Origin of the sequence: Halovenus aranensis (assembly GCF_900100385.1) — an archaeon.
GTDB classification, from domain to species: Archaea; Halobacteriota; Halobacteria; order Halobacteriales; family Haloarculaceae; genus Halovenus; species Halovenus aranensis.
Genome location: NZ_FNFC01000007.1, coordinates 161,931 through 183,529 on the forward strand (window position 1 = coordinate 161,931; position 21,599 = coordinate 183,529).

The window sequence follows — 21,599 nt, forward strand, 5'->3', positions numbered from 1 at the left end:
CCCACGCGTCGTGGGGAATACCCTACTCTACCCATCGGAACGACAAAACTGTACCGCGTCCCTGGCACGGAAACGCCTTTTATCGCGCCGACCGACGGACCGGTATGAACTGTCCAGCCGAGGTGCGACGATGAGCGACGACCGCGTCGAGGGAGCCGACCACATCGAGGAACTGGCAGCTGACTGTGACCTGCTGACTGTGGCCGTCGGCGAGCGCGTCGATGGGGTCGCGACGGTGACGCTGAACCGCCCCGACGCTCGGAATGCGCTCAACGGGCAGCTGCGCCGCGAACTCAAGGAGGTACTCGACGCCATCGACGACAGTGACATCCGAGTCGTCGTCCTGACCGGTGCGGCCGAGGCAAAAGCCTTCGTTGCCGGCGCGGATGTCGAAGAACTGCGCGAGCGCAGTGCCATCGAACAGCGGGAGGCCTCGAAACGACCGCGCGTCTACGAGGCCGTCGACGACCTTCGCCAGCCGGTCATCGCCCGCATCAACGGCCACGCGCTCGGCGGCGGCTCGGAGCTTGCACAAGCCTGTGACGTGCGTATCGCTCACGAGCGGGCCAAACTCGGCCAACCAGAAATCAATCTCGGCATCATCCCAGGTGGCGGCGGAACCCAGCGACTGCCCCGACTCGTCGGTGAAGGGCAGGCGATGCGGTTGATTCTCTCGGGCGAACTCATCGACGCCCACGAGGCACGCGATATCGGGCTCGTCGACGTCGTCTGTGCTGACGAGGACGAACTCGACGAGGAGGTCTACGGCCTGGCTGGCTCGATGGCAGAAAAGAGCCCAATTGCCCTCGAAATCGGAAAGAAAGCCGTCAAAGCCGGGACGCGGATGGACCTCGAAGCTGGTATCGAGTACGAGGCTGAACTGTTCGCGACGCTGTTTTCGACCGAGGATAAAGACGAGGGAATCGACGCCTTCTTCGAGGACCGCGAGCCCGAGTGGGACGGGCAGTAACGCCGGTCGTCTCGTTCGCACAGACGGAGATATCCCCGACTTTTCTTCGACAAACCGACAGAGATTGCCGAGATACGGCTGTCCTAATAAAAACTGGCCCCGGATATGGCGGGGTACCGAAATGCATAATACATGGTGGTCGTAAGGCCGAGTCAAATGCTGGGTTCCGGAGCCATACAGACGTTGTTGCCGAGGCTGGGGGCAGTCGCTACGCTCTCCCGAACCCAGGTAGACATTTTCAGCCGACTCTACCTGGTGTTTCTCGGCATGGGAACGCTGGTCGGCGTCGTCGTCATCAGCTACCTGGTGTACAACGCGTACAAGTACAGGACTGATGCGCCCGACGCCGACGGAAAGTACGATGTCGAAGAGGTTCAAGACGACGACGTCGTCCGCCCGAAACTCGGCGAGATGCCGTCGAGTTCGAAGGGTGGAAAGAAGCTCTTCCTCTCTTTCGGTATCAGCGCCGTCATCGTGCTGGGGCTGATTATCTACTCGTACTCGCTGTTGCTGTACGTCGAGGACACCGGCGACGTCGAGCCCGACATGGAAGTCAACGTCGAGGGATTCCAGTTCGCCTGGGCCTACGAGTACGACAACGGCTTCGAGACGACCGACGAACTGGTCGTGCCTAACGAGGCGGTGGTCGGACTCGAAGTGACATCACGCGACGTGATGCATAACTACGGCATACGCGGACTCCGGGCAAAGAGCGACGCTATCCCGGGCCAGACCACCGAGACGTGGTTCCAGGCCGACGAGTCCGGCGAGTACCAGGCAATCTGCTTCGAGCTGTGTGGCAACGGCCACTCGAACATGCGTGAAGACGTACTCGTCGTCCCCACGAGTGTCTGGGAACAGGGACAGGAAGAGTACGACTTCGACGACCCCGAGGAGTTCGGGGAGTGGTACCAGCAGACGCTCGAAGCCTGGCAAAACGGCGAACTCGACAACCAACTTGAGGTGACCAACTGATGGGAGATCTACCACCACGGTCAAGCGTGAAGCGCTGGCTCGTCACAACTAACCACAAGGACATCGGCATCCTCTACCTGCTGACGTCGGTGTTTTTCCTCGTCGTCGCAGGGGTGCTGGCGCTGCTTATCCGAATTCAGCTCCTGCAGTCTGGCGGAACGATTCTCAGCGACGCGGGGTACAATCAGGTCGTCACGTCCCACGGCTTCCTGATGATTTTCTGGTTCCTCTCTCCGTTCGCGTTTGGCTTCGCGAACTACTTCGTCCCCCTCCAGATTGGGGCCGACGACCTCGCGTTCCCGCGGCTGAACGCGATGAGTTACTGGCTGTACCTGTTCTCAGGTGTGCTGGTCCTGGGTTCGTTCTTCCAGGGTGCGACGTTCATGGGCGGCTGGACGGCATACGCGCCGCTTAATGTCCCGTCTTACATCCCCGACTTCGGTCAGGTCGGTTCCTTCGCGACGATTCTCGCGCTGATTGCGTTCATCGGGTCGGTCACCATCGGCTCGGTGAACTTCCTGACGACGATTTACCGGATGCGCGCGAAAGGCCTGCGGATGCGTGATATCCCGCTGTTCAGTATCTCTATTCTCGTCACGGTTTGGATGATGCTGTTCGCCTTCGCGGCGTACCTGGCTGCGCTCATCATCCTCAGCTCTGACCACCTGCTTCACACGTCGTTTTTCGCACTCGAAACCGGCAGCGGCCCCGAAGCGACCGACAGCGGTTCGCTGCTGTGGACACACATCTTCTGGTTCTTCGGTCACCCGGAGGTGTACATCGTCTTCTTCCCGGCACTCGGTGTGCTGGGTGAGATGGTCCAGACGTTCTCTGGCCGCCGCCTGGTGGGTCGCAAGTGGTTCATCATCGCGATGGCACTCGTCGGCATCCAGAGTTTCATCGTCTGGATGCACCACATGTTCCTCACCGCTATCAGCCTCGAAATAAAGACCGTGATGATGGTGACGACAGTCGCCATTTCCTTGCCCTTCGACCTGATGGTGTTCTCGCTCATCTACACGATGATAAAGGGCAAGATTCGCTGGAAGACACCGTTCCTGTTCTCGCTCGGTGCGCTCGTTATCTTCATCATCGGCGGTATCACAGGGGTCTTCCTCGGTGCTATCGTGCTGGATTACTCGTTCCGTGGCACCTACTGGGTCGTTGCACACTTCCATTACGTGATGGCTTCCAGTGCAGTGATACTCATCGGGGCCGTCTACTACTGGTTCCCGAAGATGACGGGCAAGATGTACAACGAATTCCTCGGGAAGGTGCACTTCGCGATGGCCTTTATCGGGTTCAATCTCCTGTACTTCCCGATGTTCATCGTCTGGGAGACGCCGCGACGTATCTTCCATTATAACTCCGGGTTTACCATGTGGCACCAGACGGCGACTGCGGGAGCGTTCCTCTTCGCGGCGTCGTTCCTGGTGATGTTCTACAACCTGGCCAAGAGCCTCTACAGTGACCGTCACGTCGGCGAGTCGCCGTGGTCGTACGTCGCCTCGCCCGAGTGGGCGGTCTCCTCGCCGCCGCCCCTGGAGAACTTCCCCGGCAAGCCGAGCTTCGCCTCGGGTGAACTGAACTTCCTCGACAGAGCCGAAACCGACGGCGGCGTCGAGGATGCAGCGACCGACGGCGGTGTGGAGGAGACGCTGGCGCCGCCAGAAGAACACGCCGACCACGCGAGCTGGTGGCCGTTCCTCACCGCGTCGAGCGTCGTGCTAACTGGCTTCGGACTGGCCGGCCTGAGTGTCTCGCACTTCGTGTGGCCGTTCCTCTTTGCCATTCCGGCGTTCGTCGCCGCGCTCGGCGTCCACGGGGCTCGCCAAGACGGCTTCGCGCAGATTCACGGCATCTACATGATGCTGTCGTTCCCGCTGCTTGCCCTCTTTTTCATCTTCTTCCATATCGGCATTGGAATCGGTGAACTGGCGAGCATGAGCGCGTACTTCTGGGCTGCGCTGGTCGGCGCGGTCTGGGGTGCGTACACGCTCGCGGGCATCGGTTACGAGTCCTTCGAGGTGCCCGAGCCGAAGATGGCAGAGCAGTGGCCCTTCGAGTCTGTCGAGAACACGAAACTCGGCATGTGGACGTTCATCGCCTCGGACATCATCGTCTTCGGGGCGTTCATTGGCGCGTACATCTTCACGCGCATCGAGTACGGCTGGCAGGAGTGGTGGAAACTCGCAAAAGACCCTGCTGCGCACACGATGGCCGAGCAGGCGCTCGAACATCACCCAGTTCTGCCTGGACTGATTAACACGTACCTGCTGCTCGCCAGCAGCTTCACGGTCGTGCTCGCCCTTTCGGCGGCACGGCGGACCGAGGACTACTCGATTGGGCCGTTCTCGATTTCGAACCGGTCGGCGACGGTCACCTTCCTCGGGCTGACCTTCGGCGGGGCGGCGTTCTTCCTCGTCAACAAGGGCATCGAGTGGGTCGACCTCTTCGTCCACCAGGGATGGACCTTCGGCGTCGACGTGATGTCCTCGACGTTCTACCTGACGACCGGAATGCACGCGCTCCACGTCATCATCGGCATGCTCGTCATGCTGTTCCTCATCGCGCGGGCCTGGACAGGAGCCTACGTCGGCGAAGGCGAGGACGCCAGTACCATCGAGTACTTCGGGCTGTACTGGCACTTCGTGGACATCGTGTGGCTGTTCCTGTTCCCGCTGTTCTACATCCTCTAAGGAGGCACAATTATGGCATCAACAAAAACCTATACGGCAATATTCGTGGTACTGATGGCACTGTCGACTACCCAGGCCGCTGTCGAGTGGCTGGGCTTTCTGGAGGATTACTACTGGGAGACGCTGGGGGTCATCATGGTCCTCTCGACGATGAAGGCCCTGGCGGTCGCCGGCTACTACATGCACCTCCGTGACGAACCACGCTCGATAACCTACGTCGCGATGGCCGGTCTCATCGGCTTCCTCGCACTGACGGCCGGTGCGAGTTACTCGATTATCTGAGGCGCTGCTCGTTGTCAGCCAGGTGAAACAGGTTTCTTTTCTCTCGCTTGCGTCGCCTGGCGTTGAGCATACAGTGCTCACTAACTTCTGTCGTCTTTTCCTTTGTCAGGCCGTACCTTTTGAACTCGTTTGTCATTTTCACAGAAATATCAAGGCGGATGCCACGGGGCTTGACCCCGTGGAGGAAGCCGACACTCGATGACGCCAACAACGTTCAACAGCAAGGCCAACTCCCCCACTATTATATAAATATTTATTAGGTAACAAATTTAAATGTGAAATACGATGGACGATGACGCGCCACGGCGTACCGTGCCCATCAAACTCGATGTACCCGAACAGCGTCGTGGCGACCTCCATCAAACCAAAGCCCAATTTCTCCACTGTGCAAACCGCACAAGTGAGTGGGCGTGGCGCTACGACGACTACTGCATTACCAGCAAGAGCAAGGCAGAAGACACCCTGTACGACGACTTGCGCGAGGAAACAGACCTTACCGCTAACCTCGTCCAGAAAGGTATTCGACGTGCTATCCAAGCTGTCACAGGTGGCGTCGAGAAATTGAAGAAGGGCGAGAAAACGAGTCAACCACACTTCGACTCGTGGAGTGTCGTCTACGACAAGCGTTCGGCAACGTTCAACGCCGACCACGCTACTCTCTCCACACCGAACGGCAGAGTCACCGCTGAATACGTCCTCCCACCGGTAGACGAGCGAGAAGACACACCGTTTGGTCAGTACTACGAGAGCGACGACTGGGATGCCTCAAGCGCCACACTCCAGTACGACGAGCAGGAGGGCACGTTTTTCCTCCACGTCACGCTGAAGAATCCAGATTACGAGGTTGACGGTACTGAACGCCAAGAAGCCGAGTTACCCGACGACCACGAAAAGAACGGAACGGTTCTTGGAGTGGATTTGAACGTGACCGGCGCGCTTGCCGTCACCTCCACAGGTGCGTTCATCGGCAGTGCTGACTACCTGAACCACAAACGTGACCAGTACGAGCAACGCCGAGGCAAACTGCAACAGACAGGAACGCGCTCGGCGCACCTCACCATCAAATCCATCGGTAGTGCGTTCAGCGAGTGGTCACTGGACTGGTTGCACAACCGAGTCAACGACCTTATCGCGGAAGCCCACAACGCGGATGTGGACGGCATCATTTTCGAGAATCTTGACTATATCCGCGAGAACATTGCGAACGGGTCGAAGTTCCAGCAATGGGCGTACACGAAGTTCGTGGAACTCATCCAGTACAAGGTTGAATCCACGGCGTTGTTCGTGGACTTCGTGAACCCGGCGTATACGAGTCAGCGATGTAGTCACTGTGGGTTTACCCACGAGGACAACCGCGACGACAAACAGTTCGCGTGTCAGGACTGTGGATACGAGGCAAATGCCGATTACAACGCGGCGAAGAACATCGCCAACCGGTATTGCGGGTATATCCATCGCGGGCAGAAGTCTCGCGGTGGATGGGCCACCAGTCAACTGGCCCTCAAGTCAGGGACGTTGAACGTGAACGGTGACTACACACCTACCGAGCTACTCGGTTAGAACGGGAGTCCACTGACAAGCTCCGGGGTCGTACGGAAATCTTCGATTTCCGTGATGACGAGACGCTCCGCGTCTCGAACCACTTGACCCCGGAGCAGTTGACACACTCGCTCTGAGGCGTGTAACGACTACTCTTGTCTTTCTGACCAATGGGTTTATTCTATTGGCCTGTGTACCAATGGTTGAGGATGGCTGCATTGACTGACGACGACCTTGACGGGGTAAGTCGGGCGGAGAAGTACCCTGATGGGACTGTCGTCCGCGTGTTTTGCATGCGGACCGATCGTGACTCATACTCATCTGGGTGGGCATACAAGCTCCACTACGGCGCGACAGAGCCGGAACCACCCCGCACGCTTGAGGATGGCACAATTCGTCGGTACGACAACTCACATGAGGATACCAAGGGGCATGAACTGCACGTCGCACCAGACCCCGACCCAGAAATAATCACGTTCCCGGGGATGGTCGAACTCTGGGAACGGTTCTGGATCGAAATTCCGAAAGCCGAGTTTGCGGTCAAGTAAGGTCATCACAGACGGTGATACACATGAACGATACCACGCCGCCACTACACCCGATGGAACGTGAACAGCTTCGGACAGAATCAACCCTCGTCGTGACAGTAACCTCATCCAGTGAATTCCACGATGATGTCACCAACGAGATTGAGGCGCTCAAACGGGATGATGCAGTAGATTCCACGCCAATGCTCTCGTTCACCAGCTACGACGATCTGATGGGGACGCTGACGCCGCGTGTGCTTGACCTCGTCGAAGCTATCCGTCAAGAGAAGCCAGTTAGCATCAACGAAACTGCACGGGTTGTTGACCGGGACGTGAAAAACGTCCACGAGGAGCTTAGTCGGCTCGCCCAGCTGGGAATCATCTTCTTTGAGGAAGATGGCCAAAGTAAGCGTCCAGTCGTCTGGTTTGACGAACTCGTCATTAACCTCCCGTTCGATTCAGAGTCCAGCGACACAGCGGCCGCTGTGCCATAGCTCTCCTTCTATCACATATTTAAGTATTCCCGGTCGTGACAGCGTGGAGACTCACGATTCAGCGGCGGGTAGCTGACAGCTCGTCTACGACAGCGCGGGCCAACTCCTCAAAGCCGACACTCGCCGGTACCACGTCGACATCGATACCGCGTTCCTGTGCCGTCTCGCGGGTCGGTTCGCCGATGGTCCCGACGACGGCGTCGTCGAGGCCGGCGCGTGCCGCCGTTTCGAGTCCGCGCTCGCCTGCGGCCGCGAGGAAGTGCTCGACGGTGAGCGAGGAGGTAAAGAGGATGCCATCGAGCGTTCCGTCGGCAGCCCGCTCGGCGGAGACGCCGGCCCCATCCGGTCGGACGAGGCGATACAGCACCGTCTCGTGAACGTACGCACCCGCCGATTCGAGACCATCGAGGAGGACAGCAGAGCCGTGGTCGCTCCGTGCCACCTCGACGCGCGCCCCGTCGACCTCGCCTGCCAAGTAGTCGACTAACCCACCCGAGGTGAACTGTTCGGGGACGAGGTCGACCGCGAACCCCTCGGCTTCGAGCGCGTCGGCAGTCGACTCGCCAATCGCACAGAGGGTACCGCCGGGCTGGTAGCCCGTCCCGGCGAGCAGGTCCGCTGCGGTCGGGCTGGTCAGTATCGTGTAGTCGGCGTCCTCGCGAGGGCGGTCGCCGGTCGGTGACACCGACAGCATCGGGTCAGAAAGGGGGTCGACGCCCAACTCTTCGAGCAGCGCGACGGCGGCGTCGATGCGTTCGTCGTCGGGGCGCAACGCCGCGACGGTCGGCTGGTCGGTCATCGGTCACTCCCCCCGTTTCGCGTCGTCAGGGTCCTCCCGCCTGGCTTTCTCGATGAGATCGGCCGCGCCCCGGTCGGCGAGGTCGGCGGCAAATTCAGCGGCGGCCTGTGCGTGGCGCTCGACGGGCAGGTCCCGCGCGTCGCTGACCTCCTCGGTCCCGTCCTGTGAGAGCACCCTGACTCTCGTCGACACCACGTCACCCTGCAGGCGCGCGTAGATACCAACGGGGGCGACACAGCCGCCGCCGAGCTCGGCGAGGACCGTCCGCTCGACGGTGGTCTCGACGCGCGTCGGTGGGTCGTCGACCGTGTCGTGGATGTACTCGGCGGCCTCGTCGTCCAGCGCCGTCACCGCAATCACGCCCTGTGCCGGGGCTGGCACGAACGATTCGGGGTCGAGGTGTTCGACGTGAAGTTCCCCGAGCAGGCTACTCCGGTCGAGACCGGCTTCCGCGAGGCAGATTGCGTCGTACTCCGTCTCGACCTCGCGGTCGAGGGCAGCCTGTTCGAGGGCGGTCAGGCTCTCGACCCACTCCTCGGGCGGGCGGTCGAACTCGCTTTTGTCCTCGTTTTCGTCATCGTCAGTCTCGTTGTGCCACGCTTCGACCCGCCGGTCGTGTTCGCGCTGGAGTTCCGGCCCAAGCAGCTTCTCGACGCGGGTGTCGACGTTCCCACGGAGTCCTGCGATGTCGAGGTCGGGCCGTCGGGCGAGTAGCTGTGCCCCTCGGCGGAGACTCGACGTGCCGATGGTCGCCCCTTCCGGCAGGTCCTCCAAGCTGGTTCCCTCGGGTGTTACCAGTACGTCGCCTGGCGGTCCGCGTTCGAGCACGCCAGCGACGATGAGGTCGTCTGGCTGTTCGGTCGGCATATCCTTCATCGAGTGGACGGCCGCGTTGAGGTCGCCCGACAGCACCTGCTCGTCGAGGCTGCGGACGAACGCGCCCGTCGTGCCGAGCTGGTGGATGAGCTCGTCGCGCACCTGGTCGCCCTCCGTCTCGACGGTGACCAGCTCGACGGGCTGGCGTCTGCTCGACAGCTGGTCTCTGACCGTCTCTGCCTGCCAGCGCGCGAGTGCCGAGCCACGCGTCGCGAGCTGGAGCGTTCCGTGTGTACTCATTGTTTCTCCCTCTGTGACCCTCGGTGAAAAGCACCGTCGTTTGTCTGCTCTGAGCGCTCCTGTGCACCAATTTGCTGTCTCTGCCTGACGCTTTTGTGCGACGAGCGCCTATCTGGAGTATGGTTCCCAGTCCACACCACGGCTCGATGTCCGGCGATGGGGAGCCGTCTAATGGGTGTCCTCGCACGGACAGGGCAGTACTGACCGACGGGGGCGAACCGGTGGACGGAGTTGGAGACGACGGTGAGACGGTTGCTGACGCGTCGGGAGACGACCCCGACAGCCCCGCTGCCGACGACGCCGTCGCGAAACACAGCGTCTCCCGGCGCGGGATGCTCCTGTATGGAGGTGGCTCGGCGCTGGTGACACTCGGGGGCGCTGGCGCGGGTTGGTTTGCCTTCATCAGAGCATCACGCGGGCCCGAGGAGGAGGTCGTCAGAGAGTACGTCGACGCAATCGACCGCGGGTACTTCTATACGGCTCAGGAACTGTTCCACGAGAACGCCCCGACCGACGCGTGGGGACAAGACGAGTTGCCCGGCGTCGACCGCATCTCGCTGTCGGTCGAGCGGACAGCGGTGGCCGACCGCGAGGAAGACCCAGGACTGGAGGGCGTCGAGGAACTGGCGCTCGTCCACGTCGACATCACGATGGAGGGCGGCGTCAACTCCGAGTTGCTCGAACTGGCCTTCGTCGTCGCACAGAACGAGGCCGGCGAGTGGAAGCTCTGGCGTGACCGCTAGCTACCACGTAAGTCCTTCGTAGGTGATGCCGTCGCGCCGGGAGACGATGCGACGGCCATCGACAACGACCGGGGTCGCCATCGCATCGAACTCCTCGTCGAGCGTGGCGAACTCGTCCCAGTCGGTGACGACGAGCGCTCCGTCTGCCCCATCGAGTGCCTCTGCAGGCGACGCCACGGCCTCGAACGCGACACCCGGGTAGCGTTCGCGCATGTCTTCGACCGCCACAGGGTCGTAGGCGACGACCTCTCCGCCGCGTTCGCGGACGCCCTCGATAACGGGTACGGCCCGGGTATTGCGGGTGTCGTCAGTGCCGGGTTTGAACGCGAGTCCGAGTACTGCGACCGTCGCGCCGTCGATGTCGATATGCTCGGCGAGCAAATCGAGCAGGCGCTCGGGCTGGCGGTCGTTGCGCTCTTTGACTGCATCGAGGACGACCGGGTCGACGCCGCGCTCGCGGGCGGCCGCGACGAGGGCGTCTGTGTCTTTCGGGAAACAACTGCCCCCCCACCCGACCCCCGAGCGGAGGAACCTCTCGCCGATACGGTGGTCGAGACCGAGCGCGTCGGCCACCGCGTAGGAGTCGACGCCGTAGGCCTTGCAGATGTCGCCGAGCTCGTTGATGAGGCTGACCTTCGAGGCCAGGAAGGCATTGCTGGCGTACTTGATCATCATCGCCTCGCGGGTCCCCGTGGTGACGACGGGGACGTCCCCGTTTGCCCCTTCGACGACCGGCTCGTAGACCGCTTCGAGGCGCTCGCGGGCCAGCGACGAGTCCGCTCCGATGACGACTCTGTCCGGGTTCTGGAAGTCCTCGACTGCACTCCCCTCACGGAGGAACTCGGGGTTGGTGGCGACGTGGATGTCCTCGCCGAGCGTTCCGTCTGCCGCGGCCGCAATCTGTGGCGCGATTGTCTCCTCGACGATGCCCGGAATGACGGTACTTTTGACCGCGACGACGTGTGGACCCTCCTTGTCGGCAAGTGCCTCGCCGAGCGATGTGGCGGCAGCTTCGAGAATCGAGCTGTCGATGCTGCCGTCGTCGTTCGACGGCGTCGGGAGCGCGAGCAGGGTGAGATCGGTCTCGCGGACGGCGTCGTACTCCGTCGTCGCCTGCAGGCGGTCACCGCCGTGGCGGCCGACGAGTTCGTCCAGTCCCGGCTCGTGAATCGGAGCCTCGCCGGCGTTGATTGCGTCCACGACAGCGGTGTCGATGTCGACGTTCGTGACGCGGTGGCCGGCCGCTGCGAGACAGGCAGCGACCGTCGTGCCGACGTAGCCCGAGCCAATGATACTAACCTCCATACACGTACCAGACGCAGACGACACCTCATGGTTTCGGTCTGTGGTCTGGGCGGTCCACAATACTTATTCACCTCAACGAAAGAAAACGTGATATGGATGCTGTCGTACTCGCGGCTGGAGAGGGAACGCGGCTGCGGCCGCTGACCGAGGACAAACCGAAGGGGATGGTCGAGGTTGCCGGCAAACCGATTCTGACACATTGTTTCGAGCAACTCGTTGCCCTCGGTGCCGACCAGCTCGTCGTCGTCGTCGGCTACAAGAAAGAACACGTTATCGAGTACTACGGCGACGAGTTCGAGGGTGTTCCGATTACCTACACCCACCAGCGCGAGCAGAAGGGTCTGGCACACGCGCTGTTGACCGCCGAGAAACACGTCGACGGCGACTTCATGCTGATGCTGGGAGACAACATCTTCCAGGCGAATCTCGAAGATGTCGTCAACCGACACAACGAGGACCGGACCGACGCCGCGTTCCTCGTCGAGGAGGTGCCCTGGGAGGAGGCCTCGCGGTACGGCGTCTGTGACACGAACAAGTACGGCGAGATCGAGGAAGTCGTCGAGAAGCCAGATGACCCGCCGTCGAACCTGGTGATGACCGGCTTCTATACGTTCACGCCGGCGATTTTCCACGCCTGTAACCTCGTCCAGCCCTCCGACCGCGGCGAGTACGAGTTGTCGGATGCGGTCGACCTCCTGCTCCAGTCCGGCCGGACCATCGACGCAATCGGGCTCGATGGCTGGCGTATCGATGTCGGGTATCCGGAGGACCGCGACGAGGCGGAGCGGCGGCTACACGACGGTGACGCAGTTGCCACAGAGGAGGACGCCGACACCGAAGCAAGCGAATCGTGATCGGCGTCGTCCCTGCTGCTGGCCAGGGCACGCGTCTTCGTCCGCTCACCGACGACACGCCCAAAGGGCTTGTCGATATTGCCGGGCAGCCACTGCTCGCACACGTCTTCGAGACGCTTCTCGACAGCGGCGTCGACGAACTGGTCGTTGTGGTCGGGTATCGCGCCGGCGATATCGTCGCACACTTTGGCGAGTCGTACGCTGGCTGTCCGCTAACGTACGTCCATCAGCGTGAGCGGCTGGGACTGGGCCATGCAATCGCACAGGCCCGGCCCCACGTGGACGGCCCGTTCGTCGTGTTGAACGGCGACAACGTCGTTCGCGGAACACTGGACGCGCCGATTACAGCGGTAGCGAGGCGAAAGCCCATCGGCTTTAGCCGTGGGATGAAGCCGACAACTGAGAATCTTTCCACGCTTGTCGCCACGGCTGGATATTCCACCGACCAAGGAACGATATTTTTATAACCGTCCGACGTTTAATTACACGTGTAATGGTTGAGGTGAGTGTTGAAACGACCTTCCGAAATCCAAGCCACACCCGCCAGAAAGAATGGCAGCGTGCCACCCATATTCTGCGGGAGTGCAAACAGTGGCTTGTCGATGGCTGGAATGACGGGTCGCTCTCCTCATCCATCACGACTGGTGACATTGAGAACCCGCTGTACTCAGCACTCCAAAATCAAGCAATACGAGCAGCGAAAAGTGACTACGATGATGAGCCTGTTGAGTACACGGGCGAGCAACCCATCGAAGTTAACAACCAGAACTGGGAAATCCACACCACTGAGAATGGGTCTATCGTTATCGGGTTCCCGTGTATCTCTGACTGGTGGTACACCCCAATCCACGTCTACGACGACATCGAAGACCCAATTGAGGCACTGCTTGACGGTGACGCAGAAAAGACAAAGTTGAGTGTGTGGCGTGAAGGTGACGATTGGAAAGTGTCGTTCACCGTTTCCTACAGTGACGATACCAGTGGTGAGGAAACACCCATTGGTGTCGATGTTGGCCACAACTACATTCTCGCCGCTACGCCAGATGATGCGAGTGCTGAGTCATTCCTCGTCAGTGGCAAGGAGTACAAATTCGTGCGGCGATACTACCGTTCCCTTCGTGAGTCGCTTCAGCAAGCGGGTGCGCTTCGCGCACGGAACCACGTTGGTAACAAGGAGTATCGCCGTATCCAAGATGCAAATCACACCCTCTCAAAACGACTTGTCGAATACGCCAGTCAATTCGAGAATCCAGTCATCAAACTCGAAGACTTGGAAGGTATCCGTGACGGCAGTGAATGGCATGGTGTCCACTCGTGGCCGTTCTACGAACTCCAGCAGTTCATCATCTACAAGGCTGAGAAAGCAGGAATTCGTGTCGAGAAGATTGACCCACAAAATACGAGTCAAGAGTGTAGTCAGTGCGGTGAGTACGCTGGACGTGATAGGAGTCGCTTCGAGTGTCCATCGTGTGGATACGTTCGACATGCGGATTTGAACGCGGCAGAAAACATCAGTCAACGAGAGGGTGAACCATGCACGGCGTAACACTACGGATGACGCGAACCGTGCGGCCCAGTCGGTTGAAGAACCGACCATCCACATCGTGGGTGTCTGCCACGTACAGATGGGAAGGCCCGCTTGACCGGGCTACACGCGCTGGAACGCACGCCCTCGGTCATAATTGGGCGGCAACCTGTGACGCTGGCCACGCGAAAGCGTATTTGAGCCGCCGAGGAAACGCGCAACCCTAATATCCCCATCGGGGAATCCCACGGCTTTAGCCGTGTGGAGGAGGTCAATGCGTTCGAAGAGGATGACGCTGTCGTCGCTGTTGAGGAGGCGACCCGCGAGACTGCCACGGAGACGGGTGTAGTCTCCGTCACCGACGGGCAGGTAACGGGTATCGTCGAGAAACCCGACGACCCACCCTCGACGCTTGTGACGACCGGCTGCTATGTCCTGCCAGAGTCAATCTTCGACGCCATCGAGTTACTCCGGCCGTCGGACCGCGGCGAGTACGAACTGCCCGACGCGCTGGGAGTATTGATTCGCGCTGGCTGGGATGTCCAGGCCGTTGAGCTGGATGTCGAGCGTGTGAATGTCAACACGCCAGCGGATATCGAGCAGGCCAGCGACATGGTCGATAACTCGGATCAATAGCCAGGCGAAAACGATGATTTGTGGGGAAGGAAAACGCTAATCACCTCGGCCGGTGAGGCCCCAAACAGATGCAACGCGGTCACCGATTGCTCGCGCTCGTCGTCGTCCTGTTGCTTGTGGCGGGGTTGTGCGTCCACTACGGTGCGACTCACGAGGAGCGTTCGCCACACCCGACAGGTGAGCAGCTTGCGGAGAACCCTGCGGGCTGGGACGGGGAGCGCGTTCTCCTGTTCGGTACTGTTACCGAACAGACTGAAGGGGGATTCGTGATGGATGTCGAGACTGATAGCGGGGAGATTGCGCGGACTGTCGAAGTCTACAACGCGCAACCGTCGGTCGATACTGGCGGTGTCGTGCAGGTATACGGCGAACTCTCGGAGCGTGGCACCCTCCAGCAGGCCGACTCCGTCGTTGTGGTGACCGAGAGTCCGCGCGAGCACTGGTATAAGCTCGGTCTCTCCGGTGTTGGTGGGCTCTTGGCTGCTGGCGCGTTCCTGTGGTATTGGCGCATCGACCCGCATCGAGTGCGGTTCGTCGCCCGCGGAGGTGAGGACGATGGCTGAACTGTTCTCTCACATCCTGTTGGCTTTCGGGCTGTTCACCGCCGTGGGATGGGCCGTGTCGTGGCTCGACCGACGCTGGGTCGTCGTCGGGATGATCGGCTCGTTACTGCCCGACTTGAATCGAATTGACCTGCTGCTTGATGATTATGTGGTTGCGCAGCTACTGGGAATTCCGTTTAACTGGACTGGGATTCACACGGTCGGTGGTGTTCTCCTCCTGTCGGGTGCTGGTGCCGTTTTGTTCGCCACCCACGAGCAACAGAGCCGTGCCTTCGGGCTGCTCGCGGCTGGCGGGTGTTCACATCTGCTTGTCGACGCCGTCAAGGCCTGGGCTGACGGCTCTAATGGAGCGTACTTGTACCCGTTCTCGTGGTGGCGCAATCCCACTCCTGGGTGGTATGTGTCCGCCGAACGGTGGGTGTTTGTCGCCTCGCTTTTGTTGGCTGTCGGTGTGTGGGTCGTTGACCGACGAGATAGCATTCAGTAGAAGCTGACAGCGAGCCCAGAATCCACTATCTTGATTCAGCGAGAGAATCCCGCCCTTCCCGTGAGTGACGAGTGTTCCGACGCTTCGTCGGAACCGAGGAGCGAACAGGGGCATGGCAAGACTGGAGGTCTTGCTGCACCCGAAAATCTCCGATTTTCGAGGACGGGAGAGAATCGCGTACGCTCCAGTGAGAAACTGCCGTGTTACTGCTGGTCTTGAGTCTCACCCACGTAGCGTTATTTTCACTTTCACCGTGGGTGGCCAGCATTCACTATGTCTCCGTTCGAACACCGATACAGGCGATGAAGCGCACCAACACGTTCGCCGTGCGACCGCTCACCGGCGATGACGAGCAGATACTACGGGACCTGTTGGACGCGTGTGCCGCTCTCTGGAACGAAATCAATTACCACCGCCTTATGCGCTACAACGACGAAGACGGCTTCAAGGGCGACGTGTGGGACGCCGATACCGGCGCTCTCGAAGGCAAATACAAAGCCGTTCTCGGCGCGTCCACCGCTCAAACTGTCCGGCGAGCAAACAGCGAAGCGTGGCGCGGGTTCTTCGAGAACAAGAAGGCGTATCACGACGAGTCGAACACATCGGTTACGGAACACCCGGAACCGCCGGGCTTCCGTGGGAACGAGGACGATGGACGTGTTCTGAAAGGCGTCGTCCGAAAGGACGCCTACACCGTCGAATGGGGCGACCGCTCCCGGCTTGAGATGGTCGTCGGAAAAGAACTCCGTGACAGGCACAACAGCCCGAAAAGCCGTCTCCGACTGGAAATCGTTGGCGACCCAAACTGGCCCAACTACGAGGACCAGAGCCGGTTGGAATTGTGGTACGACGAGACTGACAGCACCTTCCGAGCTTCGCAGCCTGTCACTGTTTCTGACGATGAACAGGCAACTCCACTGGCCGACGAGACGGCCGCTCTGGACATTGGTGCGAACAATCTCGTCGCCTGTACCACCACGACCGGCGAGCAATACCTGTACGAAGGCCGCGAGTTGTTCCAACGATTCCGTGAGACAACGCGAGAAATCGCCCGGTTGCAGTCGAAACTCGAAGAAGGCCGGTACAGTAGTAAGCGTATCCGACGACTGTACCAGAAACGGACTCGTCGCCGCGACCACGCCCAAGACGCACTGTGTCGTGACCTGCTGGACCGACTGTACGCCGGCGGTGTCGATACCGTGTATATCGGTGGGTTGACCGACGTACTCGAAACGCACTGGTCGGTCGAAACCAACGCCAAGACCCACAACTTCTGGGCGTTCAAGAAATTCACCGAGCGGTTGGCGACGACCGCTGAGGAATACGGCATCTCGGTGGAAGTCCGGTCAGAAGCGTGGACCAGTCAAGAGTGCCCGCAGTGTGGTTCGACAGACCGAACGACACGACATCAGGATACACTCACCTGCCCATGTGGGTTCGAGGGGCACGCCGACCTTACAGCCTCAGAAACGTTTCTGAGACGTCATCAGAAATCGCAGATTTCTGATTGGCGAACGAGACGCGAAGCGTCTCGTCAACGGCAGACAGAACAGGCAGTCAGGCCGATGGCACGGCCCGTGCGGTTCGAGTGGGACGACCACAACTGGTCGGAGTCACCACGCTCTCACCGTCCCAAAGAACAGCGCACAGACCCGAGTACCGTCCACAAAGACGGGAATGTTGCCTCCGAGGAATCACAGACTGGCTGAGACTCCCACGGAGGAAACCGCGCCGTCGCCGGACTACGTCCGGCTTCAAGCGAGACCGGAGGTCTCGCCCTGTTTACGGCGCGGAGGATGTCATTTCTGGATCGCCGTCGTTTGCGTCGGCTTCAGACATACGCCAGTATGTCGGTAGTACATACACAAAAGAGTGCCGCCGGTACGCTATCACGAGCGCCGCACAAGCGAATCGTACCAGTCCTCGTTTGCGCGGTACCATTCGATGAACTGCTCGACTCCCTCACGGATATCGAACGTCGGCTCGTAGCCAAGCAACGCAGCCGCCTTCGAGACATCAGCGTGCGTGTGTTCGGCATCGCCCTCCCGCGGGTCATCGTAGACGATCTCGAGCGAGGGGTCAATTTCGTCACGCACCACCTCGGCGAGCGTCTGGATGTCGATATTATCTGTCGAGCCGATATTGAGAATCTCTCCGTCGGCGCTGTCGTCAGTGAGGAGTTGTTCATTGACCCGGCGCACGTCTTCGACGTAAGTGAAGTCCCGGGTCTGCTCCCCGGTGCCGTAGATGACTGGCGGTTCGCCGTGGAGACACCGCGAGACGAAGTTCGTCATCGCCATGTTCGGGCGCATCCGTGGGCCATAGACCGTGAAATACCGGAGCGAAACGGTCGGCAGCCCGTAGATTTCGCTGTAGACACGCGCGTATTGTTCGGTGGCGAGCTTGGAAACGCCATACGGTGAGACCGGCGTTGTCGGGTGGGCTTCGTCGTAGGGGAGGTAGTCCGGTTTTCCATACACTGACGAGGAGGAAGCGACGACAACTCGATCGACATCGTGTTTTCGCGCGGCGTCGAGCACGTTGACCGTGCCGTCGACGTTGTAGCTGTTGACCTTCGCGGGTTCGTCGACGCTTTTGCGGACGCCAGCCTGTGCGGCTTGGTGGTAGATGACGTCGCTGTTGGCGACCAGATCGTCGACGAGAGTTGCGTCGGTGATAGACTCCCGGACGAGTTCGTAGCTGCCGCCGGCATCAGCGGCTGCCTCCCGTGCCGCCTCGACGTTGTGTTCCTTGATTCCGAGGTCGTAGTACGGTTCGAAGTTGTCGATGACTGTTACGTCGTGGCCGCTGCCTGCAAGGTGTTCGCTGATGTGGCCGCCAATAAAGCCTGCGCCACCTGTGACGAGGACGTTCATGTATTCTGTCTTCGTCGGTAGTGGATAAAAAAGAGGCGAAGCGGATTGAGTGGTACTTCGCTGCATGGCTGCCCGCTATCACCGAATCTTTCGACTACCCGGTGAATATATTGGACTTGCCGTCGTAACATACAGTATGTCCGCCGAAGAGCAGAATCGCTTCACGGATGCAGACCGTCAGGCACTCCGTGAAGTGCTTGCTGCACACGATATTCAGCTCGCCATTCTGTTTGGCTCAGCACTCAATGCTCCCGAGCCGGCAGATATCGACCTTGCTGTCGAGTTCGACACGTGGCGGCCCGGCGACGATGGCTACGCCAGTGCGTATCTCTCGCTTCATACTGCTCTCGAAGAAGCAGTTGGGACGACCGTCGATCTTGTTGATATCCACACCGCAGACGACGCCTTCCTTGCGGTCGCCCTTGACACCGGCACTTATCTGTACGGCTCAAAACAACGGTATGCCGAACTGAAAAATACAGTCTCGGATTCTCATCCCTCGACGACGGATGCACAAAAGCGTGTGGCTGCGGCAGCACAGCGACTACGCGAACAGTTCTGCTGATGAACGACCGAGTGTATACCAGCTATCGCTCGTCGTTTTCACGCTCGCTTTCTTCTCGTCTCGCCGGTTCTGGCGGCTCTGGCGGCTCGAACGCCGCGGCGAGTAACTGGTAGCCCTTGGTCTCACGGAGCGTTCCCCACGTCCACGTAATGCGACTACCGACGACCGCCAGCAGTGCAAGGAGTGCTCCCACACCGACGAGAACTGCCGACGGGTCGCTAGACTGTGCCGCGAGTGCCAGGATGAGGACAGCGACGGAGCCTATGAAGAGGCTCGCTATCTGGACCGGGCGGCTGGTGACAGCCCGGTGGATGTGACGACAGGTCCGAAACAGGAGTGACGAGACTGCCGCGGGGAGCAACCACTCGATTGTGCGCTGGAGCACTCGAAGCCACGGGCCGACAGTCAGGGTCTCCCGGAGGTCGATGACGACCACGTCCGGGTCAGGCTCGGCCGTCAGCCAACGATATAGCCACGACGACTTGACGAGATGCTGTGCGCTCGCTGTGACACCAGCAACCTCTGAGCGTTTCGCTGCGTCTCCTATTCTGGAGGTCGTGTTGTGGACGAACCCGACGAGTTGTGAGTTCGCGATGGCAGGTCGCTCAGTCTCGTCTGACTCGTCGTCCGACGAGCTTTGACCTCCGCGTAGCTGATGGACGGCAGCCAGGGGTGGCCCGACGAGACGTGAGCGTGTGACTGCGGACGCGATCCGGTTTCGGATGCTGGCGAGACTACCGAGGACGGCTGACTCCTGTGCTGCCGGGTGATTCCGGAGGCTCATTCCTCGAAGCCAATCACCTCGCCGTTGACCGTAAGGGGCCCGAGTTCGAGTGCAATGTCCTGTCCAACGCGGAGTGTCTCTCCACGGAACCGAATCGTTCCGCCGTCTAACTCGCGGACTGACAGGTCAACCGTCAACTCGACATCTTTGTTTTGGGGATGTTCACGGAGGAAGATGTCACCGCCCTCGCTTTCGAGGACGATTTCGGCAGGCTGTGTCGTCACGTTTTGTACCTCCGCCGTCGTTTTGTCACGATTCTCCTCTGTCATCCCGCTGGTGAGACTTGCTGCCCGTTCCGGTGGGATATTCTTGAGCTGTATCGTCACGGTCTGTGTTGTCGGACTGCCGGGCTCGTTCAGGCCTCCCCGACGAATGATTTCCGTCTGGATGTCGTAATTGTCCGTTCTAATCGGGAGCTGTGACCCGATCCGAAGCTGTCGGTCACCGAAGAGAAGCGTGCCCCCTTCTGTCCGTGTCTTTGCAGAGACGCCGAGGACAACCCGCCGCACGTCCGGGTTCGCCGTCGGGTAGACCGTTACAGAGTCGACAGAGACAATCGGCACGCCATCGATGTCGAACTGATCACCGACGTTGATGTCGCTAGCAACAGTTGCCGGAACCTCCGTCCGGACGACCAGTGGGCGCGCTTTCGTGGTGAGGTTGCCTATGCCGCGGTCGATAATTTCGCCGCCGAAGCTGTAGCCGTCGCCATCGAAGGTGAGCGACTGACCGATGGCGGCGCGAATGTTGCCGATGTACTGTGCGCCGTCACGCTCGACTGTTCTGGCTGTAACCCCAACGAGTGCGTACCGCTGGTCGCCGTCTCCTGCTCCGGGGAACAGCTCGAGGGCGGTCACTTCGCCGAACGTTGTTCCGCCGGCTGTGAATTCGTCGCCGGCTTCGATTTCGTCTGCCGTTGCTGCCGGGAGCGTTGTTTCGATGACGAATTCGCTGTCGTTTGCCGGAATCGCACTGGTGCCGCGGTCGATAATTTCGCCGCTAAAGCTGTAGCTACCGCCATCGAAGGTGAGAGATTGGCCGACGGCGACGCGGGTGTCGCCAAGGTACTGGGACCCGCTTCGCTCTATTGCCTTGGTTGTGAGACCGATAAGGGTGTATTGACCTTCTCCACTCTGGTTCGCCGCGAATGTCTCGAACGCAGTTACTTCGCCGAGAACGTCACCACCGGCGGTGTACTGGTCGCCGACCTCGATTTCGCTTGCTGTTGTCGGTGCGAGACTCGTCTCGAGGACCAGCTCGCTGTCGGTGACCGGGAGCGTTTCACCGTCGGACTCGACGCGTGTCACAGCACCCTCGACCTCGTACTCAGAGGTAACGAGAGTGTACGTCTGTCCGGTCAGGAGCGGGTTGCCACGAAATTCGAAGATGGGGTCGTCTGTAGGGTCCTCTGGCTCGACTTCCGTTCCGTTTACGGCTGCGCGTGCGAGCACGCTCGTCCCGTTCCCGGCGTTGTTGAACCGATAGACATCGGTGATCGTTATTGAGTCGCTTGTCCGTTCTGGTGCCCACTCGTCGCCGGGGGTAATCTCTTCAGCAAGGTAGTCTGGCTGATCGCCGAGATCGAGTGTCACATATCGTGTCTCTGTTTCACCGCTACTGGAGGGAAGTAGCAATGCCACGCCCGCGACCACGACTGCGAGGACCAACAACACGACCAGGGCGTCGACGATGTTGACGAGGCCGAACAACCGTCCCTCGTCGTCGAGAAATCTGCGGGAATCGTCGTCGGAGTCTTTCATTGAGGGTACGCTTCACAAGACGGGAGTAAAAACTCTGCTATCTATCATGCGACTCTTGGTCAGCGATTTTCGGGTCGCGAGCGTCACTCGATGATGTAGG

The 21,599-nt window shown here is 60.1% G+C and carries 22 protein-coding genes; 16 read left to right on the forward strand and 6 right to left on the reverse strand.

Features of this window, described 5'->3' with window-relative positions; genetic code table 11:
• Nucleotides 1-130: 130 nt before the first annotated feature.
• The 7 genes from BLR34_RS08915 to BLR34_RS08945 all read left to right on the forward strand — a co-directional run bounded on the left by BLR34_RS08915 (nucleotide 131) and on the right by BLR34_RS08945 (nucleotide 7,486).
• Nucleotides 131-970, forward strand: coding sequence for an enoyl-CoA hydratase/isomerase family protein (locus BLR34_RS08915; RefSeq protein WP_092702129.1), 840 nt, complete (start codon nucleotides 131-133; stop codon nucleotides 968-970).
• A gap of 156 nt (nucleotides 971-1,126) precedes the next feature.
• Entirely contained in the window at nucleotides 1,127-1,945 is an 819-nt protein-coding gene (gene coxB / locus BLR34_RS08920) for a cytochrome c oxidase subunit II (RefSeq protein WP_176765278.1), read from the forward strand.
• Nucleotides 1,945-4,644 carry a cbb3-type cytochrome c oxidase subunit I gene (locus tag BLR34_RS08925; RefSeq protein ID WP_092702133.1) on the forward strand — a complete coding sequence of 900 codons (2,700 nt, stop codon included), beginning with the start codon at nucleotides 1,945-1,947 and terminating at the stop codon, nucleotides 4,642-4,644. The genes coxB and BLR34_RS08925 overlap by 1 nt, the downstream gene beginning before the upstream one ends.
• A gap of 12 nt (nucleotides 4,645-4,656) precedes the next feature.
• Complete coding sequence (locus tag BLR34_RS08930; RefSeq protein WP_092702136.1) at nucleotides 4,657-4,926, forward strand: cytochrome C oxidase subunit IV family protein; 270 nt, start codon at nucleotides 4,657-4,659, stop codon at nucleotides 4,924-4,926.
• A gap of 285 nt (nucleotides 4,927-5,211) precedes the next feature.
• The gene (locus BLR34_RS08935) at nucleotides 5,212-6,486 is read left to right on the forward strand and encodes an RNA-guided endonuclease InsQ/TnpB family protein (RefSeq protein WP_092702139.1); all 1,275 of its coding nucleotides are present in this window, start codon (nucleotides 5,212-5,214) and stop codon (nucleotides 6,484-6,486) included.
• A 188-nt stretch (nucleotides 6,487-6,674) separates the two neighbouring features.
• Nucleotides 6,675-7,013: a toxin-antitoxin system TumE family protein gene (locus BLR34_RS08940; protein ID WP_092702141.1), complete on the forward strand. Its 339-nt coding sequence runs from the start codon at nucleotides 6,675-6,677 to the stop codon at nucleotides 7,011-7,013.
• Nucleotides 7,014-7,036: 23 nt separating this feature from the next.
• Nucleotides 7,037-7,486: an HVO_A0114 family putative DNA-binding protein gene (locus BLR34_RS08945; RefSeq protein ID WP_092702143.1), complete on the forward strand. Its 450-nt coding sequence runs from the start codon at nucleotides 7,037-7,039 to the stop codon at nucleotides 7,484-7,486.
• Between the two features lie 58 nt (nucleotides 7,487-7,544).
• On the opposite strand, the gene BLR34_RS08950 is transcribed toward BLR34_RS08945, so the two are convergent.
• A complete protein-coding gene (locus tag BLR34_RS08950; RefSeq protein ID WP_092702145.1) occupies nucleotides 7,545-8,285 on the reverse strand; it encodes a uroporphyrinogen-III synthase in 741 nt (246 codons plus the stop codon).
• A 3-nt stretch (nucleotides 8,286-8,288) separates the two neighbouring features.
• Entirely contained in the window at nucleotides 8,289-9,401 is a 1,113-nt protein-coding gene (gene hemC, locus BLR34_RS08955; protein WP_092702147.1) for a hydroxymethylbilane synthase, read from the reverse strand.
• A gap of 119 nt (nucleotides 9,402-9,520) precedes the next feature.
• Between hemC and BLR34_RS08960 the strand changes: the two genes are divergently transcribed.
• Nucleotides 9,521-10,144, forward strand: a complete 624-nt coding sequence (locus BLR34_RS08960) for a hypothetical protein (RefSeq protein ID WP_092702149.1) — start codon at nucleotides 9,521-9,523, stop codon at nucleotides 10,142-10,144.
• Here BLR34_RS08960 and aglM read toward each other — a convergent pair whose 3' ends face one another.
• The gene (gene aglM, locus BLR34_RS08965) at nucleotides 10,145-11,449 is read right to left on the reverse strand and encodes a UDP-glucose 6-dehydrogenase AglM (protein ID WP_092702151.1); all 1,305 of its coding nucleotides are present in this window, start codon (nucleotides 11,447-11,449) and stop codon (nucleotides 10,145-10,147) included.
• A gap of 92 nt (nucleotides 11,450-11,541) precedes the next feature.
• Between aglM and aglF the strand changes: the two genes are divergently transcribed.
• The 7 genes from aglF (at nucleotide 11,542) to BLR34_RS09000 (ending at nucleotide 17,223) form a co-directional block, all read left to right on the forward strand.
• Nucleotides 11,542-12,303: a UTP--glucose-1-phosphate uridylyltransferase AglF gene (gene aglF, locus BLR34_RS08970; protein WP_092702153.1), complete on the forward strand. Its 762-nt coding sequence runs from the start codon at nucleotides 11,542-11,544 to the stop codon at nucleotides 12,301-12,303.
• Complete coding sequence (locus BLR34_RS08975; RefSeq protein WP_092702155.1) at nucleotides 12,300-12,770, forward strand: nucleotidyltransferase family protein; 471 nt, start codon at nucleotides 12,300-12,302, stop codon at nucleotides 12,768-12,770. Before aglF ends, BLR34_RS08975 begins: the two co-directional genes overlap by 4 nt.
• 26 nt (nucleotides 12,771-12,796) lie before the next feature.
• Complete coding sequence (locus tag BLR34_RS08980) at nucleotides 12,797-13,849, forward strand: RNA-guided endonuclease TnpB family protein (protein ID WP_092702157.1); 1,053 nt, start codon at nucleotides 12,797-12,799, stop codon at nucleotides 13,847-13,849.
• A gap of 240 nt (nucleotides 13,850-14,089) precedes the next feature.
• Nucleotides 14,090-14,464, forward strand: coding sequence for a sugar phosphate nucleotidyltransferase (locus tag BLR34_RS08985; RefSeq protein ID WP_218120874.1), 375 nt, complete (start codon nucleotides 14,090-14,092; stop codon nucleotides 14,462-14,464).
• Nucleotides 14,465-14,532: 68 nt separating this feature from the next.
• The gene (locus tag BLR34_RS08990; RefSeq protein ID WP_092702161.1) at nucleotides 14,533-15,027 is read left to right on the forward strand and encodes an OB-like fold-containing membrane protein; all 495 of its coding nucleotides are present in this window, start codon (nucleotides 14,533-14,535) and stop codon (nucleotides 15,025-15,027) included.
• Nucleotides 15,020-15,514, forward strand: coding sequence for a metal-dependent hydrolase (locus BLR34_RS08995; RefSeq protein ID WP_092702163.1), 495 nt, complete (start codon nucleotides 15,020-15,022; stop codon nucleotides 15,512-15,514). Before BLR34_RS08990 ends, BLR34_RS08995 begins: the two co-directional genes overlap by 8 nt.
• A 302-nt stretch (nucleotides 15,515-15,816) precedes the next feature.
• A complete protein-coding gene (locus tag BLR34_RS09000; RefSeq protein WP_092702165.1) occupies nucleotides 15,817-17,223 on the forward strand; it encodes an RNA-guided endonuclease InsQ/TnpB family protein in 1,407 nt (468 codons plus the stop codon).
• Between the two features lie 180 nt (nucleotides 17,224-17,403).
• Here BLR34_RS09000 and BLR34_RS09005 read toward each other — a convergent pair whose 3' ends face one another.
• Entirely contained in the window at nucleotides 17,404-18,390 is a 987-nt protein-coding gene (locus tag BLR34_RS09005; protein WP_092702167.1) for a GDP-mannose 4,6-dehydratase, read from the reverse strand.
• Between the two features lie 136 nt (nucleotides 18,391-18,526).
• Between BLR34_RS09005 and BLR34_RS09010 the strand changes: the two genes are divergently transcribed.
• Nucleotides 18,527-18,955, forward strand: coding sequence for a nucleotidyltransferase family protein (locus BLR34_RS09010; protein WP_092702168.1), 429 nt, complete (start codon nucleotides 18,527-18,529; stop codon nucleotides 18,953-18,955).
• 22 nt (nucleotides 18,956-18,977) lie between these two features.
• Here BLR34_RS09010 and BLR34_RS09015 read toward each other — a convergent pair whose 3' ends face one another.
• A complete protein-coding gene (locus tag BLR34_RS09015) occupies nucleotides 18,978-19,739 on the reverse strand; it encodes a hypothetical protein (protein WP_092702170.1) in 762 nt (253 codons plus the stop codon).
• On the reverse strand, nucleotides 19,736-21,499 hold the full coding sequence (locus BLR34_RS09020) for a DUF4330 family protein (protein ID WP_092702172.1): 1,764 nt from the start codon (nucleotides 21,497-21,499) through the stop codon (nucleotides 19,736-19,738). The genes BLR34_RS09015 and BLR34_RS09020 overlap by 4 nt, the downstream gene beginning before the upstream one ends.
• Nucleotides 21,500-21,599: the final 100 nt, after the last annotated feature.